Origin of the sequence: Acinetobacter lactucae (assembly GCF_001605885.1) — a bacterium.
In the GTDB taxonomy this organism is placed as follows: domain Bacteria; phylum Pseudomonadota; class Gammaproteobacteria; order Pseudomonadales; family Moraxellaceae; genus Acinetobacter; species Acinetobacter lactucae.
The window spans coordinates 130,395-153,203 of sequence record NZ_LRPE01000010.1 but is presented as its reverse complement, the minus strand read 5'-3'; the positions used below and the strand labels follow the sequence as shown (position 1 = coordinate 153,203).

General features: G+C 40.1%; 19 protein-coding genes and 2 tRNA genes. 6 read left to right on the top strand and 15 right to left on the bottom strand.

Annotated elements, in window-relative coordinates:
• Positions 1 to 28: 28 nt before the first annotated feature.
• Entirely contained in the window at positions 29 to 1,726 is a 1,698-nt protein-coding gene (locus AWW73_RS05320) for an NAD-dependent malic enzyme (RefSeq protein ID WP_062848990.1), read from the bottom strand.
• Positions 1,727 to 2,219: 493 nt separating this feature from the next.
• On the opposite strand from AWW73_RS05320, the gene argS reads away from it, so the two are divergent.
• Complete coding sequence (argS, locus tag AWW73_RS05315; RefSeq protein WP_062848989.1) at positions 2,220 to 4,010, top strand: arginine--tRNA ligase; 1,791 nt, start codon at positions 2,220 to 2,222, stop codon at positions 4,008 to 4,010.
• Positions 4,011 to 4,168: 158 nt separating this feature from the next.
• Complete coding sequence (locus AWW73_RS05310; RefSeq protein WP_062848988.1) at positions 4,169 to 4,783, top strand: SPOR domain-containing protein; 615 nt, start codon at positions 4,169 to 4,171, stop codon at positions 4,781 to 4,783.
• A 40-nt stretch (positions 4,784 to 4,823) separates the two neighbouring features.
• On the opposite strand, the gene AWW73_RS05305 is transcribed toward AWW73_RS05310, so the two are convergent.
• From AWW73_RS05305 to guaA, 4 genes are all read right to left on the bottom strand, one after another.
• Positions 4,824 to 5,492 (bottom strand): glutathione S-transferase family protein, encoded by a 669-nt coding sequence (locus tag AWW73_RS05305; RefSeq protein WP_016144040.1) that lies wholly within the window; start codon positions 5,490 to 5,492, stop codon positions 4,824 to 4,826.
• Between the two features lie 113 nt (positions 5,493 to 5,605).
• Entirely contained in the window at positions 5,606 to 6,013 is a 408-nt protein-coding gene (locus AWW73_RS05300; protein ID WP_014208118.1) for an OsmC family protein, read from the bottom strand.
• Positions 6,010 to 6,957: a pirin family protein gene (locus AWW73_RS05295; RefSeq protein WP_057105914.1), complete on the bottom strand. Its 948-nt coding sequence runs from the start codon at positions 6,955 to 6,957 to the stop codon at positions 6,010 to 6,012. Before AWW73_RS05295 ends, AWW73_RS05300 begins: the two co-directional genes overlap by 4 nt.
• 216 nt (positions 6,958 to 7,173) lie before the next feature.
• Entirely contained in the window at positions 7,174 to 8,742 is a 1,569-nt protein-coding gene (guaA, locus tag AWW73_RS05290; RefSeq protein WP_009387699.1) for a glutamine-hydrolyzing GMP synthase, read from the bottom strand.
• 385 nt (positions 8,743 to 9,127) lie between these two features.
• Between guaA and AWW73_RS05285 the strand changes: the two genes are divergently transcribed.
• Positions 9,128 to 10,345, top strand: coding sequence for a DUF445 domain-containing protein (locus AWW73_RS05285; RefSeq protein WP_014208114.1), 1,218 nt, complete (start codon positions 9,128 to 9,130; stop codon positions 10,343 to 10,345).
• Between the two features lie 63 nt (positions 10,346 to 10,408).
• Here the strand turns inward: AWW73_RS05285 and AWW73_RS05280 are convergent, their stop codons facing one another.
• Positions 10,409 to 10,846: a DoxX family protein gene (locus AWW73_RS05280; RefSeq protein ID WP_062848987.1), complete on the bottom strand. Its 438-nt coding sequence runs from the start codon at positions 10,844 to 10,846 to the stop codon at positions 10,409 to 10,411.
• Between the two features lie 194 nt (positions 10,847 to 11,040).
• On the opposite strand from AWW73_RS05280, the gene AWW73_RS05275 reads away from it, so the two are divergent.
• On the top strand, positions 11,041 to 11,682 hold the full coding sequence (locus AWW73_RS05275) for a DedA family protein (protein WP_016144032.1): 642 nt from the start codon (positions 11,041 to 11,043) through the stop codon (positions 11,680 to 11,682).
• A 7-nt stretch (positions 11,683 to 11,689) separates the two neighbouring features.
• Here AWW73_RS05275 and AWW73_RS05270 read toward each other — a convergent pair whose 3' ends face one another.
• The 5 genes from AWW73_RS05270 to AWW73_RS05250 form a co-directional block, all read right to left on the bottom strand.
• Positions 11,690 to 12,280, bottom strand: a complete 591-nt coding sequence (locus tag AWW73_RS05270; protein ID WP_016144031.1) for a LysE family translocator — start codon at positions 12,278 to 12,280, stop codon at positions 11,690 to 11,692.
• Positions 12,281 to 12,494: 214 nt separating this feature from the next.
• The gene (locus AWW73_RS05265) at positions 12,495 to 12,881 is read right to left on the bottom strand and encodes a hypothetical protein (RefSeq protein WP_002114091.1); all 387 of its coding nucleotides are present in this window, start codon (positions 12,879 to 12,881) and stop codon (positions 12,495 to 12,497) included.
• Between the two features lie 10 nt (positions 12,882 to 12,891).
• A complete protein-coding gene (locus AWW73_RS05260) occupies positions 12,892 to 13,734 on the bottom strand; it encodes a ParA family protein (protein WP_062848986.1) in 843 nt (280 codons plus the stop codon).
• A 77-nt stretch (positions 13,735 to 13,811) separates the two neighbouring features.
• A complete protein-coding gene (locus tag AWW73_RS05255) occupies positions 13,812 to 14,204 on the bottom strand; it encodes a SirB2 family protein (protein WP_062848985.1) in 393 nt (130 codons plus the stop codon).
• 11 nt (positions 14,205 to 14,215) lie between these two features.
• The gene (locus AWW73_RS05250) at positions 14,216 to 14,524 is read right to left on the bottom strand and encodes a BolA family protein (protein ID WP_031947094.1); all 309 of its coding nucleotides are present in this window, start codon (positions 14,522 to 14,524) and stop codon (positions 14,216 to 14,218) included.
• Between the two features lie 230 nt (positions 14,525 to 14,754).
• Between AWW73_RS05250 and AWW73_RS05245 the strand changes: the two genes are divergently transcribed.
• A tRNA-Gly gene (locus tag AWW73_RS05245) sits at positions 14,755 to 14,830 on the top strand.
• A gap of 45 nt (positions 14,831 to 14,875) precedes the next feature.
• Positions 14,876 to 14,951 (top strand) — tRNA-Gly (locus tag AWW73_RS05240).
• Between the two features lie 165 nt (positions 14,952 to 15,116).
• Here the strand turns inward: AWW73_RS05240 and AWW73_RS05235 are convergent.
• From AWW73_RS05235 to AWW73_RS05220, 4 genes are read right to left on the bottom strand one after another with little or no spacing between them, the layout of a single operon-like run.
• Positions 15,117 to 15,878: a 4'-phosphopantetheinyl transferase family protein gene (locus AWW73_RS05235; protein WP_062848984.1), complete on the bottom strand. Its 762-nt coding sequence runs from the start codon at positions 15,876 to 15,878 to the stop codon at positions 15,117 to 15,119.
• Positions 15,871 to 17,736, bottom strand: coding sequence for an alpha/beta fold hydrolase (locus AWW73_RS05230; RefSeq protein WP_062848983.1), 1,866 nt, complete (start codon positions 17,734 to 17,736; stop codon positions 15,871 to 15,873). Before AWW73_RS05230 ends, AWW73_RS05235 begins: the two co-directional genes overlap by 8 nt.
• Before the next feature lie 57 nt (positions 17,737 to 17,793).
• Positions 17,794 to 19,068, bottom strand: coding sequence for a hypothetical protein (locus AWW73_RS05225; RefSeq protein ID WP_062848982.1), 1,275 nt, complete (start codon positions 19,066 to 19,068; stop codon positions 17,794 to 17,796).
• A complete protein-coding gene (locus AWW73_RS05220; protein WP_062848981.1) occupies positions 19,065 to 22,790 on the bottom strand; it encodes an outer membrane lipoprotein-sorting protein in 3,726 nt (1,241 codons plus the stop codon). Before AWW73_RS05220 ends, AWW73_RS05225 begins: the two co-directional genes overlap by 4 nt.
• Between the last annotated feature and the right edge of the window lie 19 nt (positions 22,791 to 22,809).

Here is a 22,809-nt window from a genome sequence, read left to right as displayed (position 1 = left end):
TTAAGCTCCTCTTTTTACGTTCTGAACCTTAGAAAGGAATACGCTTATATTTGCGATATTCAGGTTTCCAGAATGATTGATCAATTTTTTGCTGTAGTAAGTCATCACTAATCGTTACAGCCACGCCATCTGCCATTGCAGCTTTCGCAACTTCAAATGCAATCACTTTAGACACTTGTTGAATTTCACCTAACGGTGGCAATAAATCAGCTTGTGGATCTTTAAGCAATGGAGAACAATTTGCTAAAGCACTACTTGATGCCATGAGCATATTTTCAGTAACGCGTTTAGCACCCGATGCCACTACACCTAAGCCAATGCCCGGGAAAATATACGAGTTATTACACTGAGAAATATTATAAAGCTTGCCGTGATGATTCACAGGAGCAAACGGACTACCTGTTGCAATTAATGCTCTACCTTCAGTCCATTCCACAATATCAGCCGGTACAGCTTCAACACGTGAAGTTGGGTTAGACAACGGCATAACAATTGGGCGCTCACAATTCGCCGCCATGGTCTTGATAATCTCTTCTGTGAACAGACCTGGTTGACCAGAAACCCCAATTAACACTGTAGGCTTAGCATTTTTAACAACATCAAGGAGTGAAATCACTTCTTCAATATTGCCCCACTGATCAACCACCTCAGCTTTTTGCGCTAACTTGCGTTGGAAATCCAATAGGTTTGGCTGATTTCCGGTAATCAAACCAAAGCGATCCACCATGTAAACGCGTGCACGTGCTTCAGCATCCGTCAAACCTTCAGCAACCATTTGCGCAACGATTTGTTCGGCAATACCACAACCTGCTGAACCCGCACCCAAGAAAGCAATTTTCTGATCTTTTAATTGCTTGCCCGCTGCACGGCTTGCTGCAATCAAACTACCTACGGATACCGCTGCTGTTCCTTGAATATCATCGTTAAAACAACAAATTTTATCGCGATATTTTTCTAAAAGTGGCATCGCATTTTTTTGTGCGAAATCTTCAAACTGAATTAATGCTTTTGGCCAACGACGCTTTACAGCTTCAATCACCATATCGACAAATGCGTAATATTCATCACCACTAATACGTGGCTGACGCCAACCCATATAGATCGGATCATTTAACAATTGTGGATTATTCGTCCCTACATCAATTGTGATTGGCAATGTGTAAGCTGGGCTAATTCCACCACAAGCGGTGTAGAGTGAAAGCTTCCCAATAGGGATACCCATTCCACCAATACCTTGATCACCAAGACCCAAAATACGTTCGCCATCAGTAATCACGATGACTTTTACATTATTTTTATTTACGTTTTGCAAAATATCATCAATCACATCACGATCTGGATATGAAATAAAAACACCACGATGACGACGATAGATATCAGAGAAGCGTTGACATGCCTCACCCACTGTTGGGGTATAAATAATCGGCATCATTTCTTCAAGATGATTTTCGATTAAATGATAGAACAAAGTTTCGTTGGTATCTTGGATATTACGCAAATAGATATGACGGTTGATATCGTCAGTAAAAGCACAATATTGCTGATAAGAGCGCTGGCTCTGCTCTTCAATAGTTTCAATAATATGGGGGAGTAAACCGTGTAAGTTAAAGTTACTTCTTTCTTCTTCAGTGAAAGCCGAACCTTTATTTAAAAGTGGTAACTCTAAAAGTGTAAAACCTGCATATGGGATATAAAGGGGATGTTTACTTGGGTGTCCTGATATCATTGCCTATCTCATTTTCCAGCTTAGAGTAGAGAAAAACACGTTTGTATGGTCTCTAAAACTCTTTGTGCGTATAAGCTTAAGCCTAATTCGATCAAAATAGATATTTTAAACTGTGATGTTAAAATTAAACACTATTTAGTTACAACATGTTTAAAAATAACCAATAAAAATCAGCATTTTAATATTTTTATAATTTTAAAAATTTCTTTTATTTTCTTAATTTTAAAAGCCATAATTATATGATTTAGCGGCAACAGGTATTTCCTCAGGAAATAGTATTCAATTAAACACGTAATTTACATATCAAAATTACCCAAAAGGCTTGTAATTCTTCATTTCTAGAATAATAAGACGATTCAACAACCGACATTCATTTAAAAAATAATCATCAGTAATTTGCATAAAGAATTATTGGAATATTAAATCCCCTCCCCTAAGTCATCGGAAATTTGCTATATTTGACGTTTTTCTGCGACATCTATTTTCGATTGATATGAATACGGCAATACAAGCAGCTCTCGACCATGCAGTGCAAACTCTTCAACAAGAAGGGGTGCTTCCTTCCGACTGGAAAAACACAAGCAACTTAACACGCACCAAAGACCGAAGCCATGGCGACTTTGCTTCTAATATTGCCATGATCGGCTCGAAACCTGCTGGTATGAAACCACGTGATTTAGCTGAGAAAGTTCTAGCTGCATTACCAGAAGTTGCAGATATCAGTAAAGCTGAAATCGCAGGACCCGGATTTATTAACTTCTTTTTAAATGCAGACCAGCGCTTTGCTATTCTTGACCAGATTCAAGCACAAAAAGAAATCTTTGGTCGCAGCCAAGCGAATGCAGCGAAAAAGATCCAAGTTGAATTTGTTTCTGCAAACCCAACGTCTAGTCTACATGTAGGACATGGCCGTGGCGCTGCATATGGTATGACTGTTGCTACGTTACTTGAAGCAACAGGTGCTAAAGTTGACCGTGAATACTATGTGAATGATGCAGGCCGTCAAATGGATATTTTGGCGACTTCTACTTATTTACGTTATTTAGAATTACTTGGTCAAAAACTTGTATTTCCAAAAAATGCTTATCAAGGCGATTACGTTAAAGAAATCGCACAGACTATTATTGATAAAGATGGCGATGCCTACCTTCGTGAAGTGGCTGATGTCTACAAAGATGTGCCAGAAGACGTACAATATGCAGAAGAACTAGATAGCGACGGCAATAAAGTCGTTTTATCTGGCGACAAAGAAAAACATATTGATGGCCTTATTGCCAATTCACAACAGTTGTTAGGTGAAGGCTACCGCGTATTCCACCAAGCTGCTCTTCATGCCATTTTAGATGATATTAAAGATGACCTTGCTGACTTTGGTGTAACGTTCAACCAATGGTTTAGTGAAGCGTCTCTTAGTGCAAAAATTGATGAAGCGTTAGAAACACTAGATCAACGCGGCTTCCTTTATGAAAAAGATGGTAACATCTGGTTTAAATCGACTGAATTTGGCGACGAAAAAGACCGTGTTGTGAAGCGTCGTAATGGCCAAACCACTTACTTTGCATCTGACATTGCATACCACTTAAATAAATTACAACGTGGTTATACTGACCTTATCGATATTTGGGGGTCTGACCACCACGGCTATATTTCCCGCGTAAAAGCGGCGATTGATGCAATGGGTTACGACTCTAAAAAATTGACTGTCCTTTTAGTTCAGTTCGTAAGTTTATGGCGCGGTGGCGAGATGGTTCAAATGTCATCTCGTTCAGGTCAGTTCGTGACTTTACGTGACTTGCGTAAAGAAGTTGGCAATGACGCAGCTCGTTTCTACTATGTGATGCGTAAGAGTGAACAACACATCGACTTCGACCTTGACCTTGCTGTGTCACAAAGTAAAGACAATGCTGTGTACTATATTCAATATGCACACGCACGTATTTGTCGTATGTTAGAAAAAGCAGCAAGCACAAACTTACAATTCGATGTAAACACTGCTCGCCCACATGCGGCGCGCTTGTCTCTTGATGCCGAAACTGAGATTCTTGCTAAATTGGCAGCTTATCCAGATGCAGTGTTACGAGCAGCAAATGCGTATGAACCACATCAGGTAGGTAACTACTTAAAAGAGTTAGCTGCCCTGTTCCACGGTTGGTACAATGAGCATAAAGTATTAAGCGATGATGCAGAGCTTACACAAGCCCGTTTATTGCTTTCAATCAATGTACAACAAGTGCTTCGTAATGGTTTAGAATTACTTGGTGTATCTGCACCAGAATCTATGTAATAAATATATTGCATGACAGCAAATCAAAGGTCATGCAATATATAGTAAGCGGTGGTTTGTATAGTTAAGATAGCGAATACAAACCGCTGCTTTTAACATCGTAAGACGAGAATCAAACTCGAATTAAAAAACAATCAAAATACAGAGGAATAATCCACGTGTTTGGCAAAACGCAACGCGGTGTATCTGAAAGACCTAACAAGCCTAAAAAGCCCCTAATTCCCAAATGGTTAGGGACACTTGTCGCTATTTTGGCGGTCTTATGTATCGCTGTAATGCTTATGCTTTGGAAACCTTGGCAACCTGTTCCTGCGAAAAATCAGATTACCTCTGAGCATTATCAAGAAGAAGATACCAATAAAGACTATCGCTTCTACGATCTATTACCTCAGCAACAAGTTACCCCTATTCCTGAACAAGCGATCCCTGAAAGTAAAAATCAAGGCACTGCTATGATTGTTGAGGCACCAAGCACAACTCAACCCGCTGCCTCTGAAAGTGTAGGAATTGATCCTAATCAGACAGCTACAACTCCTCAGCAACCTACTTATATTTTACAAGTTCGTAGTTATAACGACCCTGATCAGGCCGATGCCCGCCGTGCAGAAATAATTTTAAATGGCTTATCTGCTGACGTAATTAAAAGTACTGAAAACGGGCAAACATGGTATCGCGTTATTTCCGGACCGTATGACACTCAAGACGCTGCATTGGCTGCTCAACAGACCTTACAACACAGCGGCATTGATTCTATCGTGATCAAACGCAAGTAAAGTGAAAATAAAAAAGGAACAAATATTTGTTCCTTTTCTTTTAAATATCAGCGCAATTCCTTTCATTAGAACCAATTCCCTTTTGTCTCGCTTTTTGAAACGCGGGTCTTTGCTGAATACGATGTAAAAAAGCTTGAATATGAGGGTATTTACCCTGTAAGCGGGATTGTAAAGCTTCCAAAGGAAAGCTCATTTGAATATCAGCAAATGAAAAATCACCTGCGAAATATTCATGCTCTGCCAAATAGTTTTCTAAAAAACTAATATGATCTTTCATACGTGGACGAACAAAATTTGCCTTTACCCCTTCCGTGATTTTTTTAGCTACGGGCTGAATTAGCCATGGCACATGCTTGTTTACACTATTCATGACCAAAGTCATGACTAATAATGGCATAAGTGAACCTTCTGCATAGTGCATCCAGTAAATATACTGCTGTAAATCTTGAGGATCGGTAGGTTTAAATTGTTGCTTCTGATCATAACGCTGCTGTAAATATTCTAAAATCACAGCTGATTCTGCGATGACTTGTTCATCATCAGTCAAAATCGGAGCTTTACCTAAAGGATGAATACATTTCAATGTTTCTGGAGCGGAATAGTTAGGTAGGCGTTGATAATAATGAATATCATAATCTAAGCCCAACTCTTCTAAAGCCCATAAAATTCGAAACGATCGCGAACATTCCAGGTGGTGTACACTAATCATGTTATTGCCTGCTTTTATTTTTCTTTTTTACATAAAAAACAGCATGTGAACATGCTGCTTTATTCCATTTGTGGGATGGATATAAAATCATCCACCTCAACAAAATAGCATTTTTACACTGTAACAAGCACAGTATGAATGTCTAAACTACGTAACAAAGTTTTAGTGACGGGGGTTTTACCGCATACCGCTAAGATTTTTTGTTGAAGCTCTTCGTTTGGTAAGTCTTTAAAAACAATGCGACGTTCTATGTGTTCTTCATGCTCTCTATTTGTATGAAAATCGATTTCAACCGAAAACTCACCAAAATCATAACCCTTATGCTTTGCGTACATTCTTAAAGTAATGAGCGTACAAGCGGCTAAACTTCCAGTGAGCAAATCATAGGGCGCCGGACCTTGGTCTTGCCCCTCTAGCTTCTCTGGCTCATCACAAAAATATTGGTGGCGACCACTGGTGATTTCGCCCTTCCATTGTTCAGCAAGGGGCTTTGCTTTACTGCTTGCGATTACTGCTGTCATTTTGATGCTCTCATTTGATCTGGAAGAACAGGGGCTTCTAAACGCGCACCTACATAATCTGGAATTTCACCAAAACGTGCATCATGGTTAATCCATTGCTCGCGAGCTTCTTTTAAATCATCCATAGTACGTGCAACAAAGTTCCACCAGAGTAAAATTGGCGTTTCAAACGGTTCACCACCAATCAACAAAATCCGATTGCCTTTTTTTACTTCAACCTCAATTTCACTAAGACCCGTATCTAATACCACCATGTTGTCGGCAGTTAACTCATGACCATTCACATGAGCACTACCCTCAAGCGCCATAAAACCATATTCATAATTAGGATTTAATGGAATACGGGTTTTAGTATCTTCGGTAGCAATTAAGTCAACACCAACTAACGGCGTATGTACCACAACTGGAGAAGTCGTTGCCAGATATTCACCCACAAGCACGGTAAACTCTAGACCGTCTTTCTCAACAACAGGCAGTTCAGGATAATGTTCAAATTTTGGATCCATGTTGCGCTTAGCATCTGGTAAGGCAATCCAGAGCTGCGCAGCGTGCATTTGAGTTTCTGTATCAGGTGCAACTTCTGTATGTGAAATTCCGTGTCCCGCTGTCATTAAGTTCACTTGTTTAGGACGAATTAGTTGTTTTGAGCCTAAGCTATCGGTATGCATCATGGTGCCTTCAATCATCCAAGTAAAGGTTTGCAAACCAATATGAGGATGAGGGCCAACATCTAAACCATCGCCTGCTGGAAAAGTTACTGGGCCCGCATGATCTAAGAAACACCACGCACCAATCATTCGTTTTTGTCGGCTAGGTAAAGCCCGCTTAATGACTGTCCCCTGTCCAATTTCAGCAGAGCGAATTGGAAATTCCTGAATAAACTGATTGGCAAATTTTTCGCAATCCTTTGAATCAGAAATATCGTAATCATTATTATTGCTCATGATATTACTCTCTTTTACCTATGCTTTTGCAATGAGTCGTTGTAATGATCTTAACAATACACTCATTATTCAATATAGTCTTTTAGTAATACACAGGGTGCTATGAATGAGACAATCAAAGTTTTTAAATATCAAAATTAATTTTTCTCTTTAAAAGTTAAGTAATAAAAAAGGACGCTAACACGTCCTTTTCTTTACCAACTAACAGGGGAAAAATTATTCCCACTCAATCGTTGCTGGTGGTTTAGATGACACGTCATATACAACACGTGATACATCTTTAATTTCATTCATAATACGCGTTGAGATTTTATCAACCAATTCATATGGTAAATGTGCAAAACGAGCTGTCATAAAGTCAACCGTTTCAACTGCACGAAGCGCAATTACCCATGCATAACGACGGCCATCCCCCACTACACCAACTGACTTAACAGGTTGGAACACAGCAAACGCTTGAGCAGTTTTATCATACCAACCGCTGTCACGAAGCTCTTGCATGAAGATGTCATCAGCAAGACGAAGAATATCAGCATATTCTTTCTTCACTTCACCCAAAATACGAACACCTAAACCAGGGCCCGGGAATGGATGACGGTAAATCATGCTATGTGGCAAACCAAGTGTAGTACCTAACTTACGAACTTCATCTTTGAACAAGTCACGTAATGGCTCTACCAATTCAAATTCTAAATCGTCTGGTAAACCACCCACGTTGTGGTGAGATTTAATAACGTGTGCTTTACCTTGTTTGCTTGCAGCAGATTCGATTACGTCTGGGTAAATCGTACCTTGCGCCAAGAATTTCACGCCATCAAGTTTACGTGCTTCTTCAGCAAAAACTTCAATGAACTCACGACCAATAATTTTACGCTTTTTCTCTGGATCAACTTCACCAGCCAATGCAGTTAAGAAACGTTGTTCAGCATCTGCGCGAATAACACGGATACCCATGTTTTCAGCAAACATTTGCATCACTTGGTCACCTTCGTTTAAACGAAGTAAACCATTATCAACAAATACACATGTTAACTGATCACCAATTGCTTTGTGTAAAAGCGCAGCAACGACAGATGAGTCAACACCACCAGAAAGACCTAAAAGAACTTTTTCATCACCGATTTGTTCACGTAATTGCTCTACACGTAAATCAATGATGTGTTCAGGTGTCCAAAGGCCACCACATCCACAAATTTTATGAACGAAGTTTGCAAGTAACTCTTCACCTTTTGCCGTGTGTGTTACTTCTGGGTGGAATTGCACGCCATAGAAACGACGCGCTTCATCACTTACAGCAGCAACTGGACAGCTTGGTGTGCTTGCAGTAATGGTAAAGCCTTCTGGAATCTGGCTAACTTTGTCACCATGACTCATCCAAACATGAAGTTGGTTTTCACGGTCTTGTAAGTTACCAATCAGTTGGTCGCGTTTAACGATATCAACTTCGGCATAACCAAACTCATGTACAGTACCCGGCTCAACTTTACCGCCCAACTGTTCAGACATGGTTTGTAAGCCATAGCAAATACCCAATACTGGAACGCCTAACTCAAACACCACTTGTGGTGCACGAGGGCTGCCTTCTTCATGTACACTCTCAGGTCCACCTGACAAAATAATGCCATTTGGCTTAAAAGCGCGAATGTCTTCTTCAGACATATCAAAAGCATACATTTCAGAGTAAACACCAGCTTCACGTACACGACGTGCAATGAGCTGACTATATTGAGAGCCGAAATCCAGAATCAGGATACGATCTTCAGTAATTTGAGTATTGGTAGTCATGACAAACCACTAAATGGCAAAAGAATTAAGCGCGCCATTTTAACATTTTTCACGCTTCGGCGCACCGCAAATCATCATATATCTTATTTTTTTCATATCAGAATCATTTCTATAATTGGATTGTTTGATATAAATCAAAATTTAATGATATTTATCAAATGTATGGGTTACGCTTAAAAACTCCATGCGTATTGATAAATTCATCACATTCTATGCAACATCACTTCGAATTTGATGTTAAGATGAGCCGATAAAACAGGCATTACCATGGAAAGGTAAATACCATAAGCGATATTTGTCTGTGCTTAAACAATTATCCATTTTTATGGCTTGTTGCCCCCTATCAAAATCAATAGAAATCTAAGGAACAACAATGCTTCAAACTATGATTGCAGATTTCCAGCAACATTTTTGGTTGTATGTCTCTATTCCTTTTATGAGTGGTTTAATTGGCTATATCACCAAGGTGGTTGCCATCCAGATGATGTTTTCACCACTTGAATTTAAAGGTATTAAACCATTTTTGGGTTGGCAAGGTATTGTGCCTCGCAAAGCTGAAAAAATGGCAACCATTGCTGTTGAGCTCATGACAGCTAAGCTGATTAAACCTGAAGAAATTTTTGCACGCCTAGATCCTAAACGTATTGCCAAAGAAATAGAAAAACCTCTACTTGCAGCGGCTGAAGATATTACCCGTGATGTTGCTCAAGAATATCAGCCCGGTTTATGGGAAGGTATGCCAGAATTTGCTCGCCAAAGACTCATTCGTCGTGTGCAATCCAAAGCACCCGAAATCGTTGAACACATCATGAGCGAAGTACAGCGTGATGTGAACCGATATTTTGACATTAAACATCTTGTTATCAGCAACTTGCTTAAAGATAAACGCCTACTCAACAATATTTTTAAACGTGTAGGAAAACAAGAATTTAAATTTTTCAGTAATGTAGGTTTTGTATTTGGTTTTGGTATTGGTGTGATTCAGATGCTGTGCTGGATTGTCACTCAAGGAAAATACCCTTGGATGCTACCTTTGTTTGGTGGTTTTGTGGGTTTCTTCAGTGACTGGATTGCACTGCAAATGATGTTTAGACCACTTTATCCTAAAAAGATATTGGGTTACACATGGCAAGGCCTGTTTATTAAACGTCAAAATGAAGTTGCAGCTGACTATGCAGCTTTAATTTCCAAACAACTTTTAACATCACGTCACATGATGGAAGAGTTATTTTCGGGTACACATTCTGCACGTGTTATTGATCTGGTTAACCGCCATGTCAAACAAGAAATTGATATGCAAGCTGGGGTTATTCGCCCGTTAGTTGTATATGCAATTGGCGGAGAAAAATATCAGAATATGAAATCACAGGTTGCTGAACGTATTATGCAACAGCTTCCAGAGACGATGAAATATGTAGAGTCTTATGCAGAAGATGCAATGAATATTCGTAGCACACTCATTGAACGTATGCAAAAACTAACACCTTCTGAATTTGAAGGCATGTTACGTCCTGCATTTAAAGAAGATGAGTGGGCCTTGATTGCAGTCGGTGCAGTGCTTGGTTTCGTGGTTGGGGAATTGCAAATCCAATTTATGCTTTAATTTTTAAAATAAACAAGTAAAAAAAAACCGGATGAATTGCTCATCCGGTTTTTTTCTTGAATATTATTTCTCGATTGCATGATCCAGACTAATACGGCCAGCACCATGAAGCATTAGGAAGAATAAACCGCCTGCCATTGCTAAGTTTTTCATAAAATGGATGCCATTATTGTATTGTGCCGCTGCGTCAGCCCCACCTTGGTGGAACAAGAATGCAGTTAAAATACTAAAGATACCAAGACCAAAAGCCGCAAAGCGTGCTTGGAAACCAAACAATAAGGCTAAACCACCACCAAACTCAACCAAGATCACTAAAGGAAGAATCCCAGCTGGAACCCCCATTGCTTCCATATATCCTGCAGTTGCTGCATAACCAGTAATTTTCCCCCAACCAGCAACAATGAAGATATAAGCCATAAGAAGACGAGCAATAAGGCTAATAAAACTGTCCGCGCCTGATTGCGTTACGATATTTTTGACCACTACATTTGGATTAAACATTTTGCCACCTTTATTTAAATGCTTATTTATTGATGAGCTCATTCTAGGTTTGGGACATTGATAATTAAATACTCAAAATCCATATATATCGTTGCACAAACAGGATGATCAATTTGTATATTTTTGATGTTTTATACTGACTTTCTAGAGGCTCACTGCTAGGATTTGAGCACGGTTTACCACTTAAACATCTCATGGAACTTCTTGATTTTATTCTACACGTTGATCAGCATCTCGCCGAGTTTATTACAAATTACGGGACGTGGATTTATGGCATTTTATTTCTAATTATTTTTGTCGAAACCGGTTTAGTGGTTATGCCGTTTTTACCGGGCGATAGCTTGTTATTCGCAGCAGGTGCTTTAGCAGCATCTACAGGTGCGATGGACCCATGGTTATTGGGTGCTCTACTCTTCGTGGCGGCTGTTTTAGGCGATACAGTGAACTACCATATTGGACGTTTTATCGGTCCACGTGTGTTTGAAATGAATTCTCGATTCATTAATAAGCAGCATTTAATTAAAACTCAAGAATTCTTTGCTCGCCATGGCGGTAAGACGATTATTTTTGCTCGTTTCGTTCCATTTGCCCGTACCTTTGCACCCTTTGTTGCTGGTGCTGGCAGCATGAATTATAAGTTTTTCTTAACTTATAATGTGATTGGCGCATTTTGTTGGGTCGCTTCTTTTGTGGCGTTAGGCTATCTATTTGGAAATATGCCAATCGTTAAAGATAACTTCACTCATCTCATTTTTGGCATTATCATTATTAGTGTTTTACCGGGCATCATCGGCTTTATACGTGAAAAACTAAAAAAACGAAAAGCCAACGTTTGAGATTGATTTAGAAGAAACGGAATACTACCGGAAGCATACATAAGATAAGCAACATAGCCGATCCTTTATATAAGTGATCGGCTTTTATTTTCTTTACGGGACCTGTCAATAATGCACGTCCAAAAATCATCCAGAAACTCGCAGCTGGAATGAGCGTCAATGTAAAAACGCCAAATACCATTAGACAATTTTCAGGCGAATTCCAGGTTTCAGCTGGAAAAATACCTGCGGCAAAAAGTAAAGATTTCGGATTTTTTAAAGTTGAGAAGAATAACTGACGCGGACGAATATTACTGTGAGTTTGACTAAACTGTTGTAAATGAGTGGTTTTCCATAGTCGGAATGCCATCCAGAACACATATGCCACACTTGTAATATGCAAAATCAGCAATAACGCAGGCCAAACTGGTGCTGCTAAATGAATAAATACGGCCCAAAAGCTAATACCATAGGCATAGCCCAACCATTCCATAGGAATAAGCCAAAATGCTTTAGATAAACCTTGAGAATGAGCAGCGGTTGCAAGTAAAGCATTTGTCGGCCCCGGAATGAGCAAAACAGCCAACATTGCCAATACAAAAAACCAACTCTCAATCATAAAGTTTCCATAATATCCAAGATGGGGCCACCTTAAACGAAACAGGCAAAATATAGCAAGTTTATGAGGCTTTTTGATTACAGAAAATGCAGGGTTTTAGAAGCTTAAAAATGAATAAACAACTTATTTATATTAATTTTATTATGAAACATTTTGCTAAACTTTATTCATCACAACATGCCTTAGTTAGCATATTGTGATGCAAAGTTGACTATTAATTGGTCTTTTTACGAACAATAATTGGACAATTCTTGAACTGAGCAGCCTGAACAATCGCTTCTTGTTGGCCTAAAACACGTGAAAGCTCAGTATTCTTCGTTGAAGAAGATTGTCCCATGTTTACAGAAATAGATGGACCGAATCCCCAGCCACCTCTTCCCCAGCCACCACCGAGTCCAAGACCAACACCCATACCTGTACTTTTTGGAGTTTGCACTCCATTGTCGATATATTGCTGAATACGGTTATATTCACTTTGTAGCTGTTGGCAGCTCAAAGATTGATATTGTGTCGGAGACACATAAGTCGGTTTTACCGTTGTAGCACAAGCGCCAAGGAGTAAAGTGGCTGCCACCAAAGGCGCAATATATAAGCCTTTCATCATTTTTCTCTTATCGTTTTGGCTCAATCTCACCAAACAATGTCTCATAAGCTTGAGTCAATTTATGTTCTGGTGCCAAATGGGCCAAAGGTAAATTTTTCTGATGCGATTCTTTCATCAAAATCGAAGGCGGTAACATGCTATTAAGTACAGGCAACCCTTCATCTTTTAACTGCTGAACCACTTCCCGAGGTAATTTTGCTTGGGATTGGAATTGATTCACCACAATTCCTTCAATTTCCAAGCGATCATTATGATCATCTTGCGTTTCGAGAACATTTTCAATCAATGTTTGTAACGCACGCTTTGAAAAAACATCACAGTCGAAAGGAATAAGTACTTTATCTGCTGCAATCAGAGCAGAGAGAGTAAAAAAGTTAAATGCTGGTGGTGTATCTATATAGATACGGTCATATCGCCCAACTAAGTTTTGGATCGAATCACGTAATTTATAAATTTTATGTTTACTTTCAAGCGCATGTTCAAGCGCGCCAAGTGTAGGACTTGCTGGAAGCACATCTAATTTTGCAAAGGGAGTTGAATGTACAAAACTGTCGAGATCTTTATTTCGTGGAGCTTTTAAAATCGAACCTAACGCATTACCGATTAAACCTTTTTGTTGATTGTTGCCCAACACGTCATCAAAGAAATTTTCGATATTTGGCTCTAAAATTGATTTTTCAGCAGAATAGGTTGCTTCGTCACCTAAAAGATACTGGCTAGAATTGGCTTGAGGATCAAGATCGATCACCAATGTTCTTAAGCCATTTTTGGCACTAATTGCAGCCAAATTTACAGTAATACTTGATTTCCCTACACCGCCTTTTTGGTTAAACACCACACGAGTTAACATGTTTCCCTCTGCATATTTTTTTTACTGTACGCAGTTTAACCTAGAGCTTAATCAAAAAGGCAAAGAATGTAGAACAATTAAGCAAAAACAGGTTTTATAATTACTAAAATAATAATAGCAATAAATGCAATCGCACTAATGATCAAACCTGCACGGCGCTGTGCCAATAAAAGAGTGTCGTCTTTTTTAAAGGCTTTCATCAAGGAAGATAACAACACTAAAAATAGAATAATTTTAGCGTAAAACCACGGTTGTACTTGAAAGTCTTTCATGACTAACAAAATTGCACCCGTAATAAAAACTACGGTAAATGACAAATGTTGTAAGGCAACTAATACTTTACGCCCTGCTGGATTGGGTTGTTCACCTTGAACACCTATAAACAGAGTTGAGGCACGTAAAACAAATACCATAAGTGCGGCAGCTACTGCAGTCATATGAATAATTTTAGTGAGTAAATGTGCATCCATGAAATTAACCCTTAGTTTTTAGGTGCATGTGCACATTCTGGGCTAGCAGGTGCTTGACCTTCCCATTCACTTGGCAAATAAGCATGGATTGCTAAAGCATGAATTTGGCCTGGGTTCATTAAATCAGACGCTAAGGCATATACCTTTTGATGACGTTGGACCAAACGCAATCCATCAAATTCATTGCTTACTATAATCACTTTAAAATGAGATTCTTTACCTGGGAAATAACCACCGTGCCCGGCAGACTCATTGATCACTTCCAAATGGCTAGGTGCAAGGGTTTGTAACCGTTCAATTAACTGTTGTTCAAGGCTCATAGCTTTTCCTTTTACGATTATTCGTATATTTGAACCTAGTATACCCTGTCTACATACAAACAAAAGTTGCTCTTGTATGCTTTGACTTCAAATAAAATGTCTATTTATTCGGCAACTTAACAATAAAAATAGCTCTAATTGCTCATTTCTGTTTTTATTTTATGCAATCAGCATAATTATTTGCATAAAGTTGTTGACCCTTGTTTTGCTTAATGTATTATAAGCGGCACGCGGGAATAGCTCAGTTGGTAGAGCATAACCTTGCCAAGGTTGGGGTCGCGAGTTCGAGTCTCGTTTCCCGCTCCAAATTGGTTTTTTTTGAGAAAGTTTTAGTAAAAACTGCTTATATATGCGGGAATAGCTCAGTTGGTAGAGCATAACCTTGCCAAGGTTGGGGTCGCGAGTTCGAGTCTCGTTTCCCGCTCCAAATTTAAAAGGCCCTAGTCGAAAGACTGGGGCTTTTTTCTTTTTATCGATCCATGATTTTACATTCTATCGATTCACAGCATATTTTTTGAGAATAGCTCGGCTCAAGGCCGAGTGTTTCATTAATAGACTCAGATTTTTAAACCATCGATTGTTTCGAGGTAATCTAGTTATATTTGCAGGGTACTGGTGTTATTCGATGTATAGATATACACGGCACTAATTGAAAACAATCCAGATCAAATCTTTCTTGGGCAAGACGCTGCTGTAAACAGATTGAAAAGATAAAGTTATAATCATAGATATAACTTTGGAAATAATATTCTTCTGTCTTTTGAACATCACGAGTCAAATCGAGAAACTCTATATGTTCAGCTAACACATGAAAGTTGAGTTTCTTTAAATGACGGCTCATTCCTTCGCCAGTGCATTTAATATAGGCTTCCTTTAAGGTCCATATTTGAAAAAACCGTTGATATACACTGGATGGATCAATCCTTTCATTTTCCTGAATCCATTCAATTTCAGTTGGCGCTAACACGCTATCGACACGCATCCAATCGAACTCACGGTCCACCCGTTCAACATCGACTCCTATTTCCCCTTCTTCGGTCACAGCAAGAACAATAACGTCTGCTGAATGACTAAGATTAAAATAAACAGCTTTGTTACCTTGTACAAAAGGTTTGCCGTTAGGTTGTAATTGAATGTTGACTTCATGGGGTGAGATACCCAACTTATCTGCTAAAACAGACTTCGTTAACACACGAGAGATCAAGAAAAGACTTGCAGCATGAGGATGATATTGATCATATCTCAACTTTTCTGCCGCATTGAGAAAGCTGAGATAATGACTCAATATTAAGTGGTTTTGTGGCACCCGTGAAACTGGGCAGACATAAACCTGTACTTTGGAAATATCAGACATCACTGAGCTGTACTGTGGTGCTGATATATTTGGTTAGAACTGGTGTGAGATAATCATAAACCACTTCTACATGTGTAACGTGTGGATTATGACCTGCACCAGCGATCACCTGTACAGGGATATTAGGATTTATTGATGTAACTATTGGGTCTTTCTCTCCCACAATAATCTCGACTTTAGATTGAAGCTCGTTGAGTAAAGCCGTTTGCATTGCACGCTGATCTGGTACGTTAATGCGGTGCATATACTCACTAATATGCTTAGCTACCGACACTCGACGTAATGAATCCATCGCATAACCAACAGATAGATTTTTTTGCCCATCCGGGTGCAGATTTTTAGCAATCTTCTCTTTCGAAACAAAACGGAAAATTAGATTAGAGAGGGTTTGTACTTGAAATATTTTTGCGGCCTGTGCCTGCACGAAATAAGGCGATATAAGGATAAGACGTGCAACTTTATTTGGATATTTTTTTGCAAGATTCAATGCAAACAGACATCCTAACGAGTGAGCAATAACAACACTATTTGGTGCTAAAAGCTTTGCAGCAGTATCAATAAACTGATCATTGTCAGCTTCCATCACCTCATAACTACCTGAACGCCCAAGTCCGGGTAAGTCCATCATAGAGACTTGATCGTATGTAATTTTATTGATGATTGGGGACCAACATGTGCTATCAAATGGAATACCGTGTAAAAATAGTGCAGAAGATTTTTCTGAACCAACTGGTTGTTTAGTATAGATTTCTGTCCAATATCGATTCTGATAGCTAAAATAGCTAGGTGTTGGTGCTTGCATACGGCCAAAGCGTGTAAGCACCAGACGATCAATCCAACGAGAAAAATAAGGACTGGTATTGATTAGGTCTGCGATACCCATCCTAACAGCCATCTTTTCTGTCTCAGCGACATGATAGTTTTCATTAGAAATGAAAGCGAGCTGCTCTTTTGAGCCACCAAGCAATACCTCAGGTAATTTCTCGAGCAGAACTTTAGGTATTTGCAAATGTGGTGCGCTAACTCCTAAGTGCTCAGCAGCTAGGTTCACTAGATGATGACATTTAGGTGTCGCAGGATCAAGCAAAACATACTCCTGAGCAATGGTCTCAGGAAAAGATATCGTTCGAATGAGAAAGCTCACGATATATTGCATATTGCACAGTGGCAGGAATGTATCACTCCCACCAGGCAGCGCCAGCAAACGCCCTTGATATAACTTATCAATCATTTCGGCAATACCAATATATTGCATATCGCCATAAGTATAGAAACCATCAATGACTGTCGCTGGATTTATTGCAGTCCATGGCACATTTAAACGCTTACATTTCTCAATAAAAGCTTGATGCCCTAAAATTTTCGAAGCTTCGTAACCGCCGTATTTATAATACAAATCATCAGCCGACTCTTTGGGCGGAGTAGCGACTCGATATCCACCGATCCAGATAAATCGCTCAAGCTGCTTCAATGTCGCAGCCCATTCAATCAGAGCTAGTCCTGATTTGACATTGGTTCGCTGAGCTTCAGCTTTGCTAATGCCCCAATTAAATGATGCAGCAAGATGATAAATAACATGGATCTTTGTTTGAGCATCGGATAGTAGAGAGTCCAACTTAAAGTCATGTCTTAAATCATATTCAACAAAAGAAATCGCTGGATCAGTTAGCCCTTGCATTGCAATGAAACCTAATAGCTTGTCTTTCTTAGTTGCCGCATTGCGCAGTGCAGCAATCACCTGATGACCTTCACGCAAAAGTTCAACGATCAATCTACTGCCAATAAAACCTGCTGCACCTGTTACTAATATGGTCTTCCGTGAAAAATTATCTTTTTTTGCGTTATTTAAATTATTCATAAATCACCTTAATTATTAGGGACTGCAAACCCAACTATTGTTTTGGAGCGAATTATCTTAAAAATTATATCGAACCTGCACATAGACCAAACTGTTATCTCTAAATTGTCCAAACACCGTGTCATTTCTGCCCCAGAAGCGATCGCCACCCGCATTCAATTGCCAGTGATCATTGAGATTGTAATTAATACGGACTCTCAACATCTCATTAGGCTGTGGTGCAAAATAAAAGCCTGTTACTTCCAACTTTAGATTGTCATTCAATAGATTAAGTGCATAGCGCAGCATAGCTCCATATTGATCCTGCTCATACTGACCACTAATCGTTTGCTGATAACGATAAACTATTCTCAATGCTGGATTTATTATGCTATCGGCAGATCTGAAATCCTCCGTATGTTTGTATACGCCTACCAAACTCAGCGTAGAATTCTTCAATGACCATTCCGGTCCCATGACCACGGTCAGATTATTTTTTTTGTGTGTAAGATCGTCACTACCTTCTGAGTCAGTATGCGTATATGCCGCTTCACCTCGCCACACGATATCGTTATGGTTATAACTGAAATCAAATCCATAGACAGACATAGGATTATTTTTCAGTTGCAATGTGGCCTGTCCTATTGGAGATGCTGAAAGCACTGAAAGATCAGGCATATGATCTAGACCTGAAAAATACGATGCCCCAACATCTAAACCATCCACAGAATAATCCCAGCGCATTGCAAATGCAGGACGGCTCTTACGATCAATTTCATATTGGACACCAGCAATCTGACGCAATGGAATCACATCTGAACGACTACGTGGGTACCACAATGCTGTCCATTTATTGGTCCCCGATTCAGGAATATACGTCAATTTGAGAGCATCATTTCCAAGACGCTGATCTGTATCATCTGGCACCAACCGCGTATAGTCACGTGGCGATAGATTATCCGTTGGATTAATTCCATCAGCTCGCCCCCAGACTACAATCTGGCGACCAATGTCGAGATAAAACGTCTGATCCCAGTTATAAGAGGCGTACAACTCACGTAAGTTGCGATTCATTTTGCTTGTATGATCTGGATTTACAGTGTGGTCCGTTTCGTCTCCAATATTTATGTCGTAATGGATTTTAAAGGCAGGGTTAAACTTGAGCGTACCATTGGACCAGAAACTTGCTTGCCCAATGTTTTTTAACGAGCTTAAATCACGATCCGATGACCACAGGTCGAATCTAGCCGAGTTCTGGCTCACAAAACTAATTTTGCTGTCATCTGCATAAGCATGCTGCAGTAGCATAAAGCTACTGCAGCATGCAAATACCCAATAGGCACCTTGCGTCATTTTTCAAGACTCTGCGGTGAGAAAATCTTATCGGATAAAGTTTTTTCTGCTACAAAATCATTGACGATCACTTGTGTCATATGCTGAGTTTGCAGATTCTTCGCCATAGATTTCATGGCTTGCCATCTTGGTTTCACTTTGCCGTAAGGACGGATATCGGTGAACTCAATATGCTTTAACGGTTTGCCTGCTGTGTCCCATATATCGATGGTTGCTGTAACAAAGTTGTCTTTGAGAATGCACATGCGACGTTTGCTATAACCAAAGTCACTCTTCACCGTATTATTGATTGGCGTTGCTTCTATCATGTAGCAATCTTTGCCATTAAATTTGCCATCTGCAAGTTTGGTGTACTTCCAGTCACTTAGCTTATAGCCAAGTACATCACCATAACTAAAGTCCGTACCAATAAAAGCATCCCCCTTATTCGCTGATGCAAGACGACGTACTTTTTTCAATGCAGGCAAATAGACAAACATGCTATCACTGCCTTTTGAGTTCTCAATCAATAGTGTCGTAGTTCCCTGTACATCTGCAGGCGAGATGAACTCGGTCAAACGCATATTGTTCTGAGTATTTCCAGCAAGCTTGGTCATATTTTTAGTCAAGCGCACACGTTGCTCACCATTTTTAGAAGTCAAAATAAATTTGGCACTAGCACTTGAGGTCAGGAATTTAGAGGTATCATCACTACGATTAACAATGTCTTGAACTTCATCTGCATAAGATGTTTTTGGTAATGAAAAGGTGAGCGCAGTACCCAACAAAAGGCTTGTCACAACAGTTTGTGCAACAGGAATGCTCTTCTTATTTGAGGAAAAGATGAAACGAGGTTTTAATATTAGAATCATTGTAGGTACCATAATTAAGGTTGCAAACACACTGAAAAGCATCGCAATCACAATAAACATCGCTAGCCATTGATGTACGTGGAAGCCCTGCGATAAGGACAATACGCCATACCCGCCAGCGACCGCAGTCGCGACAAAAAGAGAGGCCTTACCCGCAGTACTTAAGGTTTTACGAACAGCATCTTTGATATCTCCCCCTTCTTCTCGCAAGATTTCACGCAAGCGATAGAGGAAATAAATTGCGTAATCCGCACCAATACCTACGGCCATGGCTGAGATAAGGGAATTCGGAATATTAAGTGGAATATCGAGCCAGCCCATCACGCCAAAGATCGCAAGAATTGAGAACAGAAGTGGCGTCAGGACAATCAGTCCCGCTGAAATCGAACGGAAGACCAGAGCTGAAATAAAGAATACGGCAAATGAAATTTGTAGAATGTTCATGAGTTTGCCGTGAACCATTGTTTCAGTTAAAGCAATAGTCTGGGTCACATCACCACCAAAACTTACTACAGCCTTGTCACCCAGTTGACCCGCCATATACGTTTTTAGCGACTCAAGGATTTCTTTAATACGGTGGTTGCTGCCCGTTTTCATAAGAATCGTGATTTTGGCATAGCGCTGAGTCGTATCAATGTAGGATTCAAAATCAGTCGGTTCACCAGACATTGAATACAACAGCAGATATTGAGCAACAACATCTTTGGTTGCAGGAACCTGAAATGCCTGTGGCTGATCGGCATTCATTGCCTGATTCATTCTTTTGATATAGTCCACAATAGAGATGGTTTTACCAACCTCTGGAATTGAATTCGCGAACTTTTCAGTATTATCAATCGCTTTTAGGATTTCTGGATTTTCAATACCATCACGAATCTTCGTATCGACCATAATATAAAGGCTATTTGTGCCACCAAGTGACTGATTCAAGAACCTGTCATCCTGCTGCATCGGTAGGTCACGAGAAAAGAAATTCCGACTATCGTTATCTACCACAATACGGCTCGTGCCGATCGCAAGAAAGATACCAATTGCCGCAATCGCAGTCATTAACACCATTCGTGGACGAACTGACAAAATGGCATCACCAATACGATTTGGAATCCAATCCCAGATCGGCAGCCCTTTGCGTTTGACCTTCGTAACCGAAGGCGGTGGCAACATTGAGCGCAGTGCCGGAATAAAAGTCATCTCAATGATCAGCGTGCTGATGATCCCAATTCCAGTAAAAATACCGAATGAACGGATAGTTGGAATGTTGAATGTCAACAAAGAGAAGAATCCAGCCGCCGCAATACCGCCAGCCAGCACCATAACTGGACCAACACGAACCATAGACTGCACCACGGCTTCGCTATTGGCAGTTTTAGGCTCCATACCTTGGGCAATCAGACGATCAAAATCTTCATAGTAACGCTTGAGCAACTGCACGGCGTGCCCTGCTGCAATGGCGAGAATCAGAATTGGTGTAGGCGAGTTAAAGATATCCATCGGCTGTTTGAACAGCCCCATCATACCCATACCCCATGCCACAGCAAGTAAAGCTGTAACGAGTGGCAGAATCAAACCCTGCTTACTGCGGAATGCTTCAAAGTGCAACAATCCAATCACCAGTACGGCAATTGGGAACAAAATATTGATACGTTTAGAATAATCTTCAGCTTTATCTAGATAGACAGGATTACCACCGACACTGAGCGTCATATCTTTAGATTGTTCGCTTTCTACAATTTTGTTGATCGGAGCCATCATCTTCTGGAAGCCCTCTGGACTTTCCTCAAGCTCAAGCAAAATCGCAGCAGTTCTTTGATCTTTGGACACCACCGAATTCATATAAGTTGGATTCATTGCCAACACTTTTTTCAGTTGATCGATATCATCCTGAGTTACAGAACTGGTCGGCAATAATTTCTTGGCATCGAACCCTTCCGAATTAGCCATGATTCCTTTCGCTTGACGTGCAGCCAAACTCATCATAGTGGACCGAACAACGCCGGGGGCGTTGTCCACTTCTTCGGTAATACGTTTGACTTTTTCCAACACTTGCGGCTGATAAATATCACCTTGCTTCGGTGTAATACCGATCACGACCATATACTTGGAGCCGAATTTTTTTTCGATCAACTTAGTCGAGGTGATATAAGGATGCCCATTCGGTGCAAGTGCGCCTGGATCAATAATAATTTTTACGCCAGATGCAAGGTATGCCAAGGCAATCGTCAAGAGCATGACCACTGTCAGTACAATACGGCGATGTCTGAGAATCCAACGCGCATATTGCTCCATCACCAGATGAGTCTTTTGAAGTGGTTTTTCGATCTCCTGTAATGGTTTTTTGATCTCTGGCGATGGTTCTTCTATCTCCTGCGATGTTTTTTTGACCTCTACCGATGGCTCTTCAATCTCTTGCGTTTGCGTACTCACTGCCTCATAGATTCCACCCTTCTGAGCCAGCGCCTGAAGATTAGCAAGATCTTTCTTGAACTGGGCAAGAACCATTTTTTTTAGCAGTGCATTAGGAAATACACCAAAAAAGCCGCCCGGCTCTGCCTCAAACAACCATTCAATCCATGTACCTTCTGGATGCGGTTTGAAGTGATAAGTACCTTTGTAATAAAACGGTCCTTCTAACACTTGGAAGGCATACAATTCGTTCGGTACCAGATGTGTAATTTCACCTTTAAAGGCCAACTCTCGACTAGCAAAGCTCAAATTGAGTTCATACTTGCTGCCCACACGCGGAGTAGTGTCTAGTAGCTCTGAATGCTTACATGACAATTGCCAGCTTGCATCATTGCCCGGATTCGCAAGATATTTAAAAACCTTATCAATCTCGGCCGGTATAAGGAAAGCATGTTCTATGGTCACCATAGTGGTTCTACCTTCTTGT